The sequence below is a fragment of the Bacillus timonensis genome (assembly GCF_000285535.1).
Classification (GTDB): Bacteria; Bacillota; Bacilli; order Bacillales; family Bacillaceae_L; genus Ferdinandcohnia; species Ferdinandcohnia timonensis.
The window spans coordinates 1-14,528 of sequence record NZ_HE610987.1 but is presented as its reverse complement, the minus strand read 5'-3'; the positions used below and the strand labels follow the sequence as shown (position 1 = coordinate 14,528).

The window sequence follows — 14,528 nt, the reverse complement described above, 5'->3', positions numbered from 1 at the left end:
AAACAAAAAACAGACGCAAATCTGGCGGGTGCGACGCAAAAAACAAAAAACAGACGCAAATCTGCCGGGTGCGGCGCAAAAGGAGAAATGCAGACGCAAATCCGCCGGGTGCGACGCAAAAAATGAAATGTAGACGCAAATCCGCCGGGTGCGACGCAAAAAACAAAAAACAGACGCAAATCTGCCGGGTGCGGCGCAAAAGGAGAAATGCAGACGCAAATCCGCCGCCCCGCGATGCAAAAAATGAAATGCAGACGCAAATCCGCCGGCTACGACGCAAAAAACAAAAAACAGACGCAAATCCGCCGGCTACGACGCAAATATCCAAAAAAAGAACCTGCCAACTGGCAGGTTCTTACAACATATTATTTATTTCAGATTCTTAAACGCATAATCAACTGCTTTTAGCGTCTCTACAATATCATCTTCTGTATGTGCAATCGTTAGGAACCATGCTTCATATTTAGATGGAGCAAGATTGATGCCTTGGCTAAGCATTAACTTAAAGAATCGACCAAACATTTCTCCGTCCGTATTCTCTGCTTGCTCATAGTTTTCAATCTTTTCATCAGTAAAGAAAACGGTAAATGCACCCTTTAATCGATTAATCGTGATTGGAACATTGTATTCTTGCGCATGTTTTAGAATTCCTTCTTCAAGCATCGCGCCTAATCGATCCAATTTTTCATACAAACCTTTTTCTTGAAGTACTTCTAAGCAAGCAATTCCTGAAAGCATCGAAGCAGGGTTACCAGCCATTGTTCCGGCTTGATAGGCTGGACCTAATGGTGCAACTTGTTCCATAATTTCTTTCTTGCCGCCATAGGCCCCAATTGGAAGACCACCACCGATAATTTTTCCAAGAGCGGTTAAGTCAGGTGTGATTCCTAAGAGATTTTGAGCGCCACCATACATAAAGCGGAAAGCGGTAATTACTTCATCAAAAATTACGAGTGCACCAGCTTCATGAGAAAGTTCAAGAACTTGCTCTAAAAAGCCTTCCTTCGGCTCCACGATTCCAAAGTTTCCTACGATTGGTTCAACAAGAACACCCGCGATTTCAGTTCCCCATTTGGCAAGGGCCTCCTTAAAAGGTTCAATATCATTGAATGGAACTGTAATTACTTCTTGAGCAATACTCTTTGGTACACCAGCAGAATCCGGAGTTCCTAATGTAGAAGGGCCAGAACCTGCTGCCACAAGTACAAGGTCGGAGTGACCATGATAGCAGCCAGCAAATTTAATAATTTTTGTTCTGTTTGTATACGCACGTGCCACGCGGATTGTCGTCATAACAGCTTCCGTACCTGAGTTTACGAAGCGAACTTTATCCATTCCTGGAATAGCGTCCTTCAGCATTTTTGCAAATTTGATTTCATGTCGCGTCGGAGTTCCGTATAAAACGCCAGTCTCTGCTGCTTTTGTAATCGCCTCAGTAATATGTGGATGTGCATGGCCAGTAATAATAGGTCCATATGCTGCAAGATAATCTATGTATTTATTTCCGTCAACATCCCAAAAATACGCACCTTTTGCATGCTCCATCACTACTGGTGCGCCACCACCAACTGCTTTATAAGAACGCGATGGACTATTTACACCCCCAACGATATGCTCCAGAGCCTCACTATATAGTTCTTCTGATTTTGAATGATTCATTAATTTGTTCCTCCTAGCTTTAAACTCACCGATTCTATTTTAGCACTAATTCAAATAGGAACAAATCCAGTTTATTTGTATATCACGTTAAAATTATGTAACCTATCATTAATAGGAAAAATACAGGAGGTAACAAAAATGACAATTGAAATTGGAAAAAAAGCACCTGAGTTTACTGCTACCGCTAGCAATGGAGAAACAGTTTCATTAACAGATTTTAAAGGAAAGAATGTCGTACTTTATTTTTATCCAAAAGATATGACACCAGGATGTACAACAGAGGCTTGTGATTTCAGAGATGCGCATGAAAGTTTTAGTGGCCTTGATACTGTCATTCTTGGAGTAAGCACCGACTCTCTTGACCGACATAAAAAATTCATTGATAAATATGACTTGCCGTTTCTATTAGTAGTAGATGAAGACCACGAAGTAGCAGAGAAATACGGGGTCTGGAAGCTTAAGAAAAACTTCGGCAAGGAATACATGGGAATTGAGCGTTCAACTTTCATCATTGATAAAGAAGGAAATCTTGTGAAGGAATGGCGCAAAGTATCTGTTAAAGGCCATGTCGAGGATGCGTTAACTTATATAAAAGAGAATCTGCAATAATTTGTGAAGATTTTGTGAAAGAAAAGGAAAGTACTGTCAGAACCCATTAGAGCGAACGCTTGAAAGCAAGCGGGGACAGGGCTTTAAATGGTTAATGGTGGTGAAGTGAGAACCACTCGTATTCCTATTTCAAGGTTGATTTTACAATATTCTTTACTTATAATGAAGTTATTAGTAATGATAATCGTTTTCATTTGTCATACTAAGAATACACAAGTTATGAGGACTTACATATGAAACTATGGATGTTACTAATCGCTGCAATTGTCCTCTCCTTCATATCGTTATTTATTGGGGCTATTGATATAACACCGATGGATTTACTAAATTGGGATTCAGATGAAACACAGATTTTCCTTATTAGTCGGGTTCCTCGTTTAATGGCGATCATTTTAGCTGGAGCAGGGATGAGTATTGCAGGGTTAATTATGCAAAGTTTGAGTAGAAATAAATTCGTATCCCCAACAACTGCAGGTACATTAGATGCAGCGAAACTTGGGATACTCATCTCCATGTTGTTCTTTACAAACGTTTCTTATACCCAGCAAATTATTTTTAGCTTTGCATTTGCGTTAGTAGGAACACTCATTTTTATGCAAATCTTAGATAAAATTAAGTTTAAAGACGCGATTTTCGTCCCACTAATCGGTATTATGTATGGGAATATTTTATCAGCCATTGCGACATTCTTTGCATATGAAGCTGACCTTATTCAAAATATTTCATCTTGGTTAATGGGGAGCTTCACTCTTATTATTGCAGGACGCTATGAGCTTTTATATATAGCGATCCCAGCCGTTATTTTAGCATATCTTTTTGCTAATAAATTCACTGTTGCAGGTATGGGTGAAGATTTTGCGAAAAACTTGGGGCTAAGTTATAAAGTAGTGTTAAATATAGGTCTTGTCCTTGTAGCTATTATTTCAACAACTGTTGTTTTAACGGTTGGTGTTATTCCATTTTTAGGTTTAATTGTACCGAATATCGTATCGCTTTATTTGGGTGATAATTTGCGAAAAACAATTCCTCATACAGCAGCTTTAGGGGTTGTATTTCTATTAATCTGTGATATTTTAGGTAGAATTATTGTCCGACCTTACGAGATTCCAGTCAATGTAACTGTTGCAGTAATCGGCAGTGCGATCTTCTTAATTATGTTATTTAGGGGGAAAGCATATGCGAAATAGTAGAAAACTAATACTCCTAGCCATTATTGCAATCGTATGTATTTTGTTTTATGGATTTTATGATTTAAAAGGTGGGTTTGATTACGCATTCCCTAAACGAATGACTCGAGTTACGGCAATGGTTGTAACAGGTATTGCAATATCGTATTCGACTGTCGTATTCCAAACAATCACACAAAATCGAATTCTGACTCCTTCGATGATGGGCCTTGACTCAATGTATGAAGTTGTCCAAACATTAATCTATTTCTTCGCGGGTTCAATGTCTATTTGGGTACTAAATAAGTATTTGAACTTTGGTGCAGCAATTATTGCAATGGTCTTATTTGCACTTATTCTGTACAGATTCCTATTCCGGTCTGACAAACATCCGATTTATTTACTTCTTTTAATAGGGATGATTATCGGAACTTTGTTAGGAAGTCTTGTAACATTTTTACAAGTCATGATTGATCCTGTCGAATATTTAAGTTTACAGAGTAGGCTTTTTGCAACTTTTACAAACGTAAAAGCCGAATTATTATATATCGCAATCGGAATTTTATTACTTGCATTTATTTACGGTTATCTCATCATGGATAAGTTAGATGTTATGTCACTGGGCCGTGAAAATGCAATGAACCTAGGCGTCAATTACGACAAGATGGTAATGAATATTTTAATATTATCAGCTGTGTTAATTGCGACTGCAACTGCATTAGTTGGACCAATTACATTTTTCGGACTTATCGTTGCGAACCTTGCGTATCAATTTTTAGTCTCATATAAACACTCAATTTTAATTCTAGGGGCAAGCTTAATGAGTATAATAGCCCTTGTTGGTGGTCAGTTCCTGGTTGAACATATTTTTGAATTACGTACCACATTAAGCGTCATTATTAACTTTGTCGGTGGTATTTACTTCATTTTCTTACTATTAAAAGAAAGTAGGTCAGCACAATGATTGAAATCAAAGGATTAACGAAGTTTTTTGGGAAAAAACCTGTGGTCGAGGACGTTTCAATTACTATCGAACCGGGTACGATTACATCGTTTATCGGGCCGAACGGTGCAGGTAAATCTACGCTTCTTTCAATGGTGAGTCGATTATTAGATGCTGATACCGGAGAAGTTTTACTTGATAAAAATAATGTGAAAAAGTGGAAGTCATCTGAGTTTGCGAAACGTGTATCGATTTTGAAACAATCCAACTTTTTAAATGTACGCTTAACCATTCGGGAGCTAGTTGCATTTGGGCGTTATCCTTATTCGAAGGGTCGCCTTACAGATGAGGATGAACAATACGTCAACCAAGCTCTTGAATATATGAATTTAATTGATATCCAAGATATGTTTTTAGATGAGCTATCTGGTGGTCAAAGACAACGTGCTTTTATCGCAATGGTAATTGCACAGGATACGGACTATGTGTTGCTTGATGAACCATTAAATAACTTGGACATGAAACATTCTGTTCAAATCATGAAAATTTTACGTAAACTTGTCGATGAGCTTGGTAAAACAGTTGTCATCGTTTTGCACGATATAAACTTCGCCTCTGTTTATTCGGATCGTATTGTAGCCTTGAAAAATGGGAAACTTGTTAAAAATGGCCCAACCCATGAGATTATTAATTCAGATGCATTACGAGAAATCTATGATATGGATATTCCGATTCAAGAACAAAATGGTTGTCGAATTTGCGTCTACTTCAATTCACATGCATAAGATCTAGGGGAAACAAGTCTCTAGGTCTTTTTTTATAAAGATAAAAAAATTTGCTCATTTTGTATTGACGGATGTGGGGGATGCCTCTATAATGAGAATTGTTATCAATGATAATGATTCTCATTTTTATTTAAATAATACATAAGGTTAAAAAGGAGAGGAATATACATGAAAAAATGGAAATTAGCAAGTACAGTTCTAGCCCTATCGTTAGCGCTTACTGCGTGTGGAAACGATGATGAGGCTACAAAGGAAAAAGCAAATGACACAGACGTAGCAGGAGAACAAGCCACAAGCGAAGCTGCAGGTCAATATCCAATGACTGTTTCTCCAACGACTGCGTCTACTGAAAGCGAAGAAGCCGGTACAGTTAACTTTGAAGATGTAACATTTGATTCTATGCCAGAAAAAATCGTTGTATTTGACTATGGCTTCCTAGATACATTAGATGCACTTGGTGTTGAAGGAATTGTAGGTGTTCCGCAAGACTCAAGCTTACCTGAAAGCCTTAAAGAATATGCAAGCGATGATTATGTAAATGTAGGAACTCTTAAGGAACCGTTACTTGAAGATATTGCTGAAATTGGTCCAGACGTCATTTATATTTCTGGTCGCCAAGCACCTTATTACGAAGAATTATCAGAAATCGCTCCTGTCGTGTTCGTTGGAACATCCCAAGATGACTACTGGAACTCATTCTTAGCTTCTGTAGATGTAGCCGCTAAAATGTTTGGTAAAGAAGATGAAGCTAAAGAGCAAATTGCAAAAATAGATTCAGCTCTCGAAGAAGTAAAAACAGTAGCAGGCAATTATGGATCTTCATTAGTAACAATGTACAATGAAGGTAAATTATCTGGTTTCGCTTCAAACTCTCGCTTTGGTTATATATATGATATATACGGCTTTAAACCAGTAACAGAAGATATCGCTTCTTCTTCCCATGGATCTAACTTTGGATTTGAAGCAATTCTAGAATTTAATCCAGAAGTATTGTTCGTTATCGACCGTACAGCAGCAGTAGGCGGCCAATCAAATATCGAAAAAGATATGGAAAATCAAATCATCCAGAAAACACAGGCTTACAAAAACAAAAAATCGTATATTTAGATGGTGTACTTTGGTATTTAAGCGGTGGCGGCTTACAATCTGAGCTTGCAAAAATTGAAGAAATCTTAGCAGAATTAAAATAAAACAAGATAAGAAAAAGAGCCTTCAGAAGTCAGTAAAAACTGACTCTCTGGGGGCTTTTTATTTTTGTAATTGGGATGGGGAAATGCTTATGCAGAAATTTGATACAACGACAAATAGGGTCATTATCGTGAGGGTTTTATTTTTTACAAAAGTCTTAATGTTAAGTGTGTTTAAGGTGTTGGTTTTTACAATCATATTCTGAAGTGACGGTATAAAATGTATTTATACAATGGGAATTTCCATTAATATCCAAAGCTGGTGGTATAAAATGTGTTTATGTCTTGGTGTTTTCCAACAATATCCAAAGGTCTTAATATAAAGTGTGTTGACTCCTTAAATTCCCCCTAAAAATATCAAAACACTTCGATAAAGGCTACATTTCTTTTCAACTAAACTCCAAGGCTATAAAAAAAGGGTCATACGGTACACTCCAAGGAGAAAAACTGGAAGCATGATATGCAAGCCGCCATAGAGACACAAGCTAATGGGAAAGCCAACCTAACATATCTCGACACATGCAAGCACATAAAAAAATGCACCAAGATTCCATTGATTTTGTTATACTGGAAAGAAAATGGAATTGAGAGAGGGGAACTTGGATGAATCGAACCATTTTAATCGTGGATGATCAGCCTGAGATTGTCGAGTTACTGAGCTTGTATCTTGAAAAAGAGAATTATAGAATCCTAGAAGCCTTTGACGGAAGAGAGGCACTGCAAATCATTGAGAAGGAAAACATTGATCTCATCCTTGTTGACTTGATGATGCCGAATATAAACGGTTATCAGCTTATTAAAAGAGTAAGGCAAGATCTACATATTCCAATCATCATTATATCCGCAAAGAATGATGACAATGATAAAATACTGGGACTAGGGCTTGGAGCAGATGACTTTATTCCAAAGCCATTTAATCCACTAGAAGTAATCGCACGGGTCCAGGCTCAGCTTAGAAGAAGCTATAGCTATAAGCAGGAGCTTGCTACCACAAGTGAAAGCCTACAGATAAAAGTGGGTGACATCATCTTAGATGAGAACTCCTTTTCAGCGATAAAGGGAGACACCACAATTACTCTTACCAAAATAGAATATCGCATTCTAGAATTATTAATGAGCTCACCTGGTAGGGTGTATACGAAACAACAAATCTTTGAAAGGGCTTGGGATGATTATTATATGGGTGGCGAAGAGGACAACACAATCAATGTCCATATCTCCAAGCTAAGAGAAAAGATTGAGGAAGATCCAAAAAAACCAATCTACATAAAAACAATTAGAGGCTTGGGCTATAAATTTGTGGACCAAAAATAGAAACATATAAATCTAAGAGGAATAGATAAATGAAAAAATTACACTTTCGGATTTTTCCGGAAAAAGAAGGGATTATCCCGTATTTATACATTGCAAACCTACTCTTTCCACTCTTCTTTTTATTTCAAGAAACACAGGGGAAGTTACTAATTGGCTTGTTATTTATAGCAGTGTTTGTTGTAGCATACAGGCAAGCGTATTGGAGCCCACGGCACACACTTGCATTTGTTTTTGTCCAACTTTCAATTATTCTAGTATTTGGGTTTTTGTACGACCCATTGTATATTTACATGATCTTCATTCCTGTATATCAGGTGGTAAGGCTACCCATGCAATGGATGTATGTCGTGTGTGGTCTGTTCACGTTTTTTGGGTTAATTCTTATCTATCAAGTTGTCCTTTCAGGAAACTACTACACGATTCTAAACTTAGGGCCCCCACTATTCGGCGGTAGCATTCTCCCGTTTATTATAAAAGGCTCTATTAACTACAAGGAAATGAGTGAAAATCTCAGACGGACAGCAGAAGAATTAGAACGGAAAAATCGAGAGAAAACGAGACTCGAAGAAAGTAAAAAGCAAATGCTCGCTGACATTTCTCATGATCTAAAAACGCCAATTACTACGATTCAAGGATATTCCAAAGCGCTGTATGAAGGTTTAGTAACAGATGAGGAGCAAACGAAAAAATACTTACGATACATTTACGATAAATCGATTCGGGTAACATCCTTAATTGATGAGCTATTTATGTTTTCAAAATTAGATAGTCCAGATGTTCCAATACAGAAAGAGATGAAAGACATCTGTGAGTTTTACCGTGGGGTCATTGCAGAGCATTTTGATTTATTTGAGGAAAAGAATATGGAGCTTGATATCAACATTCCTAATACAAGATTGATGTATCCTTTTGATCAAAAACTACTCAATCGAGCGATATCAAATCTTCTTCAAAATACAAACAAATATAATCCTGACGGAACGGAGATTTATCTTAGATTAATAAAATTGGAGGACAAATTAATAATTGAAGTCGGTGACAATGGTGTTGGCATTCGTGAAGACATCGCCAGAACCTTATTTGATCCATTTGTAAGAGGAGATAAAAGTAGAATGAATGACGGTGGTTCAGGTCTTGGTCTAGCGATTACAAAAAAAATCGTCGAACTCCATAACGGAACCATATCTGTCGACACTGCACCTACCCGAGGAAAAACAAACTTCATCATTGAACTCCCACTAGAAAAGGTATAGCAAAAAGCTGTATCTTTTTTTCGTTTCTAGCCCTTTGTGAAATTGATAATGAATTGGTTCAGCTAACTTTGAGACAGGAATTCAAACCGCAATATTAAGCAAGATATAAGACTCACTTAAGGTTGAGTTAAGGTTCGCTGACTATGATAAGGATAACAAAGCAAAGCGAGAATAAAAGGAGGACCTTAACATGAATGTAATTGAACTTAACAATATATCAAAAAGCTATGGTGACGTAAAAGCAGTTGATAGCATTACTTTACAAGTCAAACAAGGCGAAGTACTTGGAATCATCGGTGCAAACGGAGCAGGAAAATCAACTACCCTCGAAATTATGATGGGGATCCGGAAACCAGACAGTGGAAGCGTCAAAATCCTAGGCTTGAACGCAGACAAAGCATCTAACGAAATCAAACAAAAAATCGGAATTCAGCTTCAACAAACAGCCTTATACGACAGAATTAAAGTGAAGGAAGCTTTGAAACTTTTCAGTTCTTATTACGATAAAAAACGTGACCTACAGGAAATCATTGAAACACTTGGTCTTACACCTTACCTAAACAAATATGTTAAAAATCTATCAGGCGGCTGGCAGCAACGTACATCATTAGCGTTAGCACTAGTCAATGATCCAGAAATTATCTTTCTTGATGAGCCTACAACTGGCTTAGACCCACAAGCTAGACGGGATCTATGGACCTGCATTAATCGCTACCGTAACGAAGGGAAAACAATTCTTTTATCCACACATTACATGGACGAAGCACAAAGGCATTGTGAGCGAATCGCGATTATTAAAAAAGGAAAATTAGTTGCTTGTGACAAACCACAGAATTTAATCGATTCTTACCTGCAAGGAGCAGGAACAATGGAAGATGTTTACCTAAAATATGCTGTTTCACAATAATGAGGAGGAATTTAAAATGCAATCTATTCTTACACATACCCAAATGGAATTAAAGTTATTTTTTCGTGAGACTTTGCCATTACTGTTTACCTTTATCGTCCCGGCTGTCAGCTTCATTGTATTCGGATTAATGTTTGAATCGAACACATACGAAGGACTTAACTATTTTCAAGCCTATATACCAAGCATGATAGCCATCATTATTTTTACAACAGCCTTTTTCTCAATGGGGTTGCAAATTGTAATTGACCGTGAAAAAGGAGTGTTTAAACGATTAAAAGGAACACCTATCAATCAAAGTGCCATTTTTACTGCAACTATTTTAAAAGGATTTATTGCTATATATGTTGGTGCGATTGAAATTTTATTAATTGCAAAACTTGGATTTGGTACAGAATTAACACCACATCCTTTTGAATTCTTCGTGGCTTTGACATTTAGCTCCATCACATTTTTCTCAATCGGTTTTATCGTTTCAAGTGTGACAAAGCGCATGCAAACAGCATTAGGAATTGCTATGATTGCGATGTACCCAATGATGTTTTTATCAGGCGCAACGATTCCGTTGGAAACCTATCCAGAGGTTCTTCAAAAAATCGCTACCATTGTACCACTTACGTATGTAGTAAATGTCCTAAGAGATGGTTGGAACGGCACGCTTTTTACCTCGGATGCATTTCTTGACATCGGAATCTTACTAGGAATTTTAGTTGTTTCAACTATTATCGGTTTAAAATATTTCAAATGGACTGATTAACAGCCTATTTTTAGCAGATAGTGTCAAACGTCTATACATTTTCGATATAACGGACGTATCTTATAAGTGTAGGGCATACCTCCTCAGATGTTAGCTTATATTAGTGCGAGAGAATTCTCGCACCTTTTTTTTATTTTCCTTCCACCTTTTTTATTAAGTTGTTACTATAATAAGTAAGGAGGCGTAATAATGCGTATCTTATCGACATTTATTCCTATCGACGAAGTAACAGAAAGAATGAACAAGGCATTTCCGGATGATGAATTCATCTATTATCAAAATATAGAAGGAGCCTTACCTGAACTACATAGCGCAGATGTTTTACTTACATATGGGGAGGACCTAACCCCAGAACATATTGAAATGGCGAAAAAACTAAAATGGATTATGGTAATATCAGCAGGGCTGGAGCTCATGCCTTTTCAAGCGATTAAAGAAAAAGGAATCCTTGTAACAAATGTAAGAGGTATTCACAAAATTCCAATGTCCGAATATACACTTTCCATGATGTTGCACGTAACTAAGAAAAATCGGAAAATTGTAGAACAACAAAAGGATAAAAGCTGGGATCGCCTTACCAATTTTCCAGTGGGTGAATTATACGGAAAAACAATTGGAATCTTAGGTGTTGGTGCCATTGGCGGAGAAATTGCACGACTTGCAAAAGCTTTTCACATGAAAGTAATTGGATTAAATCGTAGCGGTAATAAGCATGAATTTGTAGATGAAATGGTTCAATTTAATGAACTTCCTTTTGTTTGTAAAAATGCTGATTACCTCGTTTCAGTACTACCTAGCACCAATGAAACGAAATATATTCTAAACGATACCCATTTTGATTTAATGAAAAAGGAAGCAATTTTTATTAATATTGGTCGTGGGGATTTAGTGAAAGAAGAGGTCTTGTTACGAGCGATTCAATCAAAGAAGATTTCACACGCGGTACTGGACGTATTCGAACAGGAACCACTTCCTAGTAACCATCCGTTTTGGTCACTTGAAAATGTAACAGTAACCCCACATATCTCAAGTAAATCAAAATTTTACGAGCCTAGATCATTTGAAATCTTTGAAAAAAATCTTCATATATTTAAGCAAAGTGGCAGTGATTTTCTCAATAAAATTGACTTAGACCGGGGGTATTAAGGTGAAAATCTATACAAAAACAGGGGATAAAGGCACAACCTCATTAGTATACGGGAAACGGGTTTCCAAAAGTGATAATCGTGTAGAAGCATATGGTACATGTGATGAAGCAAATTCAATGATTGGACTTGGCTTAAGTTACCTACTTAATACTCAATTTGAAGGTAAAGAAGAGGTTCAACTGATTTTTAAAAAGGTTCAAACAACCTTGTTTCACGTCGGAGCTGAGCTTGCTACCCCTTCAGGGAAAGAAGTAAAGTGGAAGGTTTCCGATGAGGATATTTCTCATTTAGAAGAAACAATAGATAAATGGGATGCACAAATTCCGTCATTAACAAACTTTATTTTACCTGGCGGCAGCCAAGCGGGGGCTACTTTTCATGTTGCAAGAACAATCGTGAGAAGAGCTGAAAGAAAAGCAGTTGCTGTTGGAGATGAGGTAAGTCCGCTTGTGAACTCTTACTTAAATCGACTTTCTGATTTTCTATTTGTAGCTGCGCGATATGTAAACCATAAGCTTGGCCAAAGTGAACCAACGCTTCATCAATGAAATATTCAGAAAAAATAAGCGTAAATCACTGGATTTAGTCATATAGTAATGGTAGATATGTTGACAAAAGCAGTGTTAGCAAGATACACTAATTATAAGGATTATAAAGTAATAATGTTTACTAGAAAAGAGGTGCATGGCGGTGTCAGACAATCTTTTGAAAGAAGCGCTTGATACGTTGAAAGAAACCGGGGTTCGAATCACTCCGCAACGTCATGCGATATTAGAATATCTAATAAATTCAATGAGTCACCCGACTGCAGATGATATCTATAAAGCACTTGAAGGAAAGTTTCCAAACATGAGCGTTGCAACTGTTTATAACAACCTTCGCGTATTCCGTGAAGTTGGCTTAGTAAAGGAATTACCGTACGGAGATTCATCAAGCCGTTTTGATTTTATCACAACGCAACACTATCATGTCATTTGTGAAGAATGTGGTAAAATTGTGGACTTCCACTACCCAGGGTTAGATGAAGTGGAAGCATTAGCAGCACATGTTACAGGCTTTAAAGTCAGTCATCATAGAATGGAAATTTACGGCTCATGTCAAGAATGCCAAAAGAAAGCAGCACACTAAAAAAGCTGACAAGTTAAACCTGTCAGCTTTTTTTACTTTATGTTCAGGTAAAGGCGCTATCGACTAGGCGCCTTTCACTTTTCTACTTTGTTTAATTTTTTACTATTGTATTTCTCATCAAACTCTTTTCCTTCAAGAGCTGGATCAAGAGTCAGCGGTTCCTTACAATACATACACACATCCACTCGGCCTAACATTTTAGTTGGTTTGTGACAAGAAGGGCAAGTTACCTGAATGGTTCTAGTGGAAAGTAATCCAATCCAGAAATAAACCACTGTACTTGCTAAAATAAAAATAAGACCAAGAATCATGAATATAGTCATTACCACAACATGTTCTTTAAAAAAGATTCCCCCGTACATCACAATAAATCCAGCAAAAATTAAAGCAAGAGCAAAAGAACGAATTTTATTAATTTTACTTGAATATTTTACACCCATTTTTCATACAACCTCCTTCATATACTATACAATATAAAAAAGAAAGATAAAAATAAAAAAAAGATTCTGCAAAAAATGTGCAGGGTTTTATTTTTTATGCGTCGAAATATATACCAACGGATTTGAATGGAGGAAATCAAAATGGAGGATTTACTTCGACCTCTTTACCAAGAAAGAGCAAGCCACCCCAATACTTTAGGTGTAATTCTGGTTGAAAAAGGGAAGGATGCTTTTACCCATACGGATTATTTTGACTTAGCCTTACTCGTAATTGTAAAAGAGGTAGAGAAGAATGTGTTTATCAAACATTATGACTACGACAATAGCAAAGCATCGTTGTACACAGTAAGAGAAAGCCAATTAAAGGAATGGTTATTATTCGGCTCTAACCGAAAAATAGTAAACTGGATCTTAAACGGGAAAATACTCTTTGATCGAAATGAATACATTATTGAACTAAGAAATGAACTACATCAATTTCCTGAAGAAGAAAGACAAATTAAGATGGGGATTGAATTTGCTAAACTAATTCGCCGTTACCAGGACGGGAAAGCTTTTTTAATGCAAAACAACATCTAGATGCATATAATTATGTAATTCATGCACTCCATCACTTGGCAAGATTAGCAATTATCGAAAATGGTTTTCATCCGGAAGTTACCGTTTGGAATCAAGTAAAACAAATTGATCCTCAAATATATAAATTATATATTGAACTATTGGAAAGTGAAGAATCACTCGAGAAAAGGCTTGAGCTTTTATTCCTTGCAAGTGAATTTCTCATCCACTCAAGAGCAAAACGAGGGGCAAGTCATATTCTAAATGTTCTATCTCAGAGAAATGACTCATGGTCATTTGGGGAACTAATGGAGCACCCAGAACTTAAAATCTATTCAGTTGATTTGGAAGTATATCTCGAATTCCTTGTTGACAAACATTTAATTAATGTAGAAAAGGTTGAAACAAAAGGGAAAGGTATTTTTCATAGAGTATACAACGTAAATCACTGAGATGCATGAACTCCCTTCGTAAAAATGAAGGGAGTTTTATTATTTTAATAAAATATTTATATTTTTGTTGACGGATGATTGGCGCCCGTGTTATATTATATTTCGCCGCTGATAAACAGAAATCAGTTGGTAAAAGTTTTTTAAAAATATTATTGACATTAATAAATCACCATGATATATTAATAAAGTCGCCTCGAACGGCGGGTCAACAAAAGTTCTTTG

General features: G+C 36.8%; 14 protein-coding genes and 2 pseudogenes. 14 read left to right on the top strand and 2 right to left on the bottom strand.

Features of this window, described 5'->3' with window-relative positions:
• On the top strand, window positions 1-386 hold a 386-nt coding region (locus tag BTHG_RS27420), incomplete at its 5' end, for a hypothetical protein (protein WP_010677460.1).
• Here BTHG_RS27420 and BTHG_RS14535 read toward each other — a convergent pair.
• On the bottom strand, window positions 370-1,659 hold the full coding sequence (locus BTHG_RS14535) for a glutamate-1-semialdehyde 2,1-aminomutase (protein ID WP_010677459.1): 1,290 nt from the start codon (window positions 1,657-1,659) through the stop codon (window positions 370-372). The genes BTHG_RS27420 and BTHG_RS14535 overlap by 17 nt on opposite strands.
• Before the next feature lie 138 nt (window positions 1,660-1,797).
• Here BTHG_RS14535 and bcp point away from each other — a divergent pair, with 138 nt between their 5' ends.
• The 12 genes and pseudogenes from bcp (at window position 1,798) to perR (ending at window position 12,856) form a co-directional block, all read left to right on the top strand.
• Window positions 1,798-2,268 carry a thioredoxin-dependent thiol peroxidase gene (gene bcp / locus BTHG_RS14530; RefSeq protein ID WP_010677458.1) on the top strand — a complete coding sequence of 157 codons (471 nt, stop codon included), beginning with the start codon at window positions 1,798-1,800 and terminating at the stop codon, window positions 2,266-2,268.
• Between the two features lie 233 nt (window positions 2,269-2,501).
• Window positions 2,502-3,455: an ABC transporter permease gene (locus BTHG_RS14525; protein WP_010677457.1), complete on the top strand. Its 954-nt coding sequence runs from the start codon at window positions 2,502-2,504 to the stop codon at window positions 3,453-3,455.
• Entirely contained in the window at window positions 3,445-4,398 is a 954-nt protein-coding gene (locus tag BTHG_RS14520) for an iron chelate uptake ABC transporter family permease subunit (protein WP_010677456.1), read from the top strand. The genes BTHG_RS14525 and BTHG_RS14520 overlap by 11 nt, the downstream gene beginning before the upstream one ends.
• Window positions 4,395-5,162, top strand: coding sequence for an iron ABC transporter ATP-binding protein (locus BTHG_RS14515; RefSeq protein WP_010677455.1), 768 nt, complete (start codon window positions 4,395-4,397; stop codon window positions 5,160-5,162). The genes BTHG_RS14520 and BTHG_RS14515 overlap by 4 nt, the downstream gene beginning before the upstream one ends.
• A gap of 168 nt (window positions 5,163-5,330) precedes the next feature.
• Window positions 5,331-6,352, top strand: a pseudogene (locus BTHG_RS25045) (siderophore ABC transporter substrate-binding protein).
• A gap of 600 nt (window positions 6,353-6,952) precedes the next feature.
• Entirely contained in the window at window positions 6,953-7,663 is a 711-nt protein-coding gene (locus tag BTHG_RS14500; RefSeq protein ID WP_010677453.1) for a response regulator transcription factor, read from the top strand.
• A 29-nt stretch (window positions 7,664-7,692) separates the two neighbouring features.
• Entirely contained in the window at window positions 7,693-8,916 is a 1,224-nt protein-coding gene (locus BTHG_RS14495; protein WP_010677452.1) for a sensor histidine kinase, read from the top strand.
• A 190-nt stretch (window positions 8,917-9,106) separates the two neighbouring features.
• The gene (locus tag BTHG_RS14490; RefSeq protein ID WP_010677451.1) at window positions 9,107-9,823 is read left to right on the top strand and encodes an ABC transporter ATP-binding protein; all 717 of its coding nucleotides are present in this window, start codon (window positions 9,107-9,109) and stop codon (window positions 9,821-9,823) included.
• Between the two features lie 16 nt (window positions 9,824-9,839).
• Window positions 9,840-10,580, top strand: coding sequence for an ABC transporter permease (locus tag BTHG_RS14485; protein ID WP_010677450.1), 741 nt, complete (start codon window positions 9,840-9,842; stop codon window positions 10,578-10,580).
• A gap of 189 nt (window positions 10,581-10,769) precedes the next feature.
• Window positions 10,770-11,726 carry a D-2-hydroxyacid dehydrogenase gene (locus BTHG_RS14480; RefSeq protein WP_010677449.1) on the top strand — a complete coding sequence of 319 codons (957 nt, stop codon included), beginning with the start codon at window positions 10,770-10,772 and terminating at the stop codon, window positions 11,724-11,726.
• A 1-nt stretch (window position 11,727) separates the two neighbouring features.
• Window positions 11,728-12,276: a cob(I)yrinic acid a,c-diamide adenosyltransferase gene (locus BTHG_RS14475; RefSeq protein ID WP_010677448.1), complete on the top strand. Its 549-nt coding sequence runs from the start codon at window positions 11,728-11,730 to the stop codon at window positions 12,274-12,276.
• 136 nt (window positions 12,277-12,412) lie between these two features.
• Window positions 12,413-12,856, top strand: coding sequence for a peroxide-responsive transcriptional repressor PerR (gene perR, locus BTHG_RS14470; RefSeq protein ID WP_010677447.1), 444 nt, complete (start codon window positions 12,413-12,415; stop codon window positions 12,854-12,856).
• Window positions 12,857-12,930: 74 nt separating this feature from the next.
• Here the strand turns inward: perR and BTHG_RS14465 are convergent, their stop codons facing one another.
• Entirely contained in the window at window positions 12,931-13,296 is a 366-nt protein-coding gene (locus BTHG_RS14465) for a YgzB family protein (protein WP_010677446.1), read from the bottom strand.
• A 141-nt stretch (window positions 13,297-13,437) separates the two neighbouring features.
• Between BTHG_RS14465 and BTHG_RS25040 the strand changes: the two are divergent.
• Window positions 13,438-14,306, top strand: a pseudogene (locus BTHG_RS25040) (nucleotidyltransferase-like protein).
• The last annotated feature ends 222 nt before the right edge of the window (window positions 14,307-14,528 follow it).

Coding starts and splice junctions, on each gene's coding strand:
- BTHG_RS14535 (WP_010677459.1), bottom strand. CDS start 1,659: ATGAATCATTCAAAATCAGAAGAACTATATAGTGAGGCTCTGGAGCAT.
- bcp (WP_010677458.1), top strand. CDS start 1,798: ATGACAATTGAAATTGGAAAAAAAGCACCTGAGTTTACTGCTACCGCT.
- BTHG_RS14525 (WP_010677457.1), top strand. CDS start 2,502: ATGAAACTATGGATGTTACTAATCGCTGCAATTGTCCTCTCCTTCATA.
- BTHG_RS14520 (WP_010677456.1), top strand. CDS start 3,445: ATGCGAAATAGTAGAAAACTAATACTCCTAGCCATTATTGCAATCGTA.
- BTHG_RS14515 (WP_010677455.1), top strand. CDS start 4,395: ATGATTGAAATCAAAGGATTAACGAAGTTTTTTGGGAAAAAACCTGTG.
- BTHG_RS14500 (WP_010677453.1), top strand. CDS start 6,953: ATGAATCGAACCATTTTAATCGTGGATGATCAGCCTGAGATTGTCGAG.
- BTHG_RS14495 (WP_010677452.1), top strand. CDS start 7,693: ATGAAAAAATTACACTTTCGGATTTTTCCGGAAAAAGAAGGGATTATC.
- BTHG_RS14490 (WP_010677451.1), top strand. CDS start 9,107: ATGAATGTAATTGAACTTAACAATATATCAAAAAGCTATGGTGACGTA.
- BTHG_RS14485 (WP_010677450.1), top strand. CDS start 9,840: ATGCAATCTATTCTTACACATACCCAAATGGAATTAAAGTTATTTTTT.
- BTHG_RS14480 (WP_010677449.1), top strand. CDS start 10,770: ATGCGTATCTTATCGACATTTATTCCTATCGACGAAGTAACAGAAAGA.
- perR (WP_010677447.1), top strand. CDS start 12,413: ATGGCGGTGTCAGACAATCTTTTGAAAGAAGCGCTTGATACGTTGAAA.
- BTHG_RS14465 (WP_010677446.1), bottom strand. CDS start 13,296: ATGGGTGTAAAATATTCAAGTAAAATTAATAAAATTCGTTCTTTTGCT.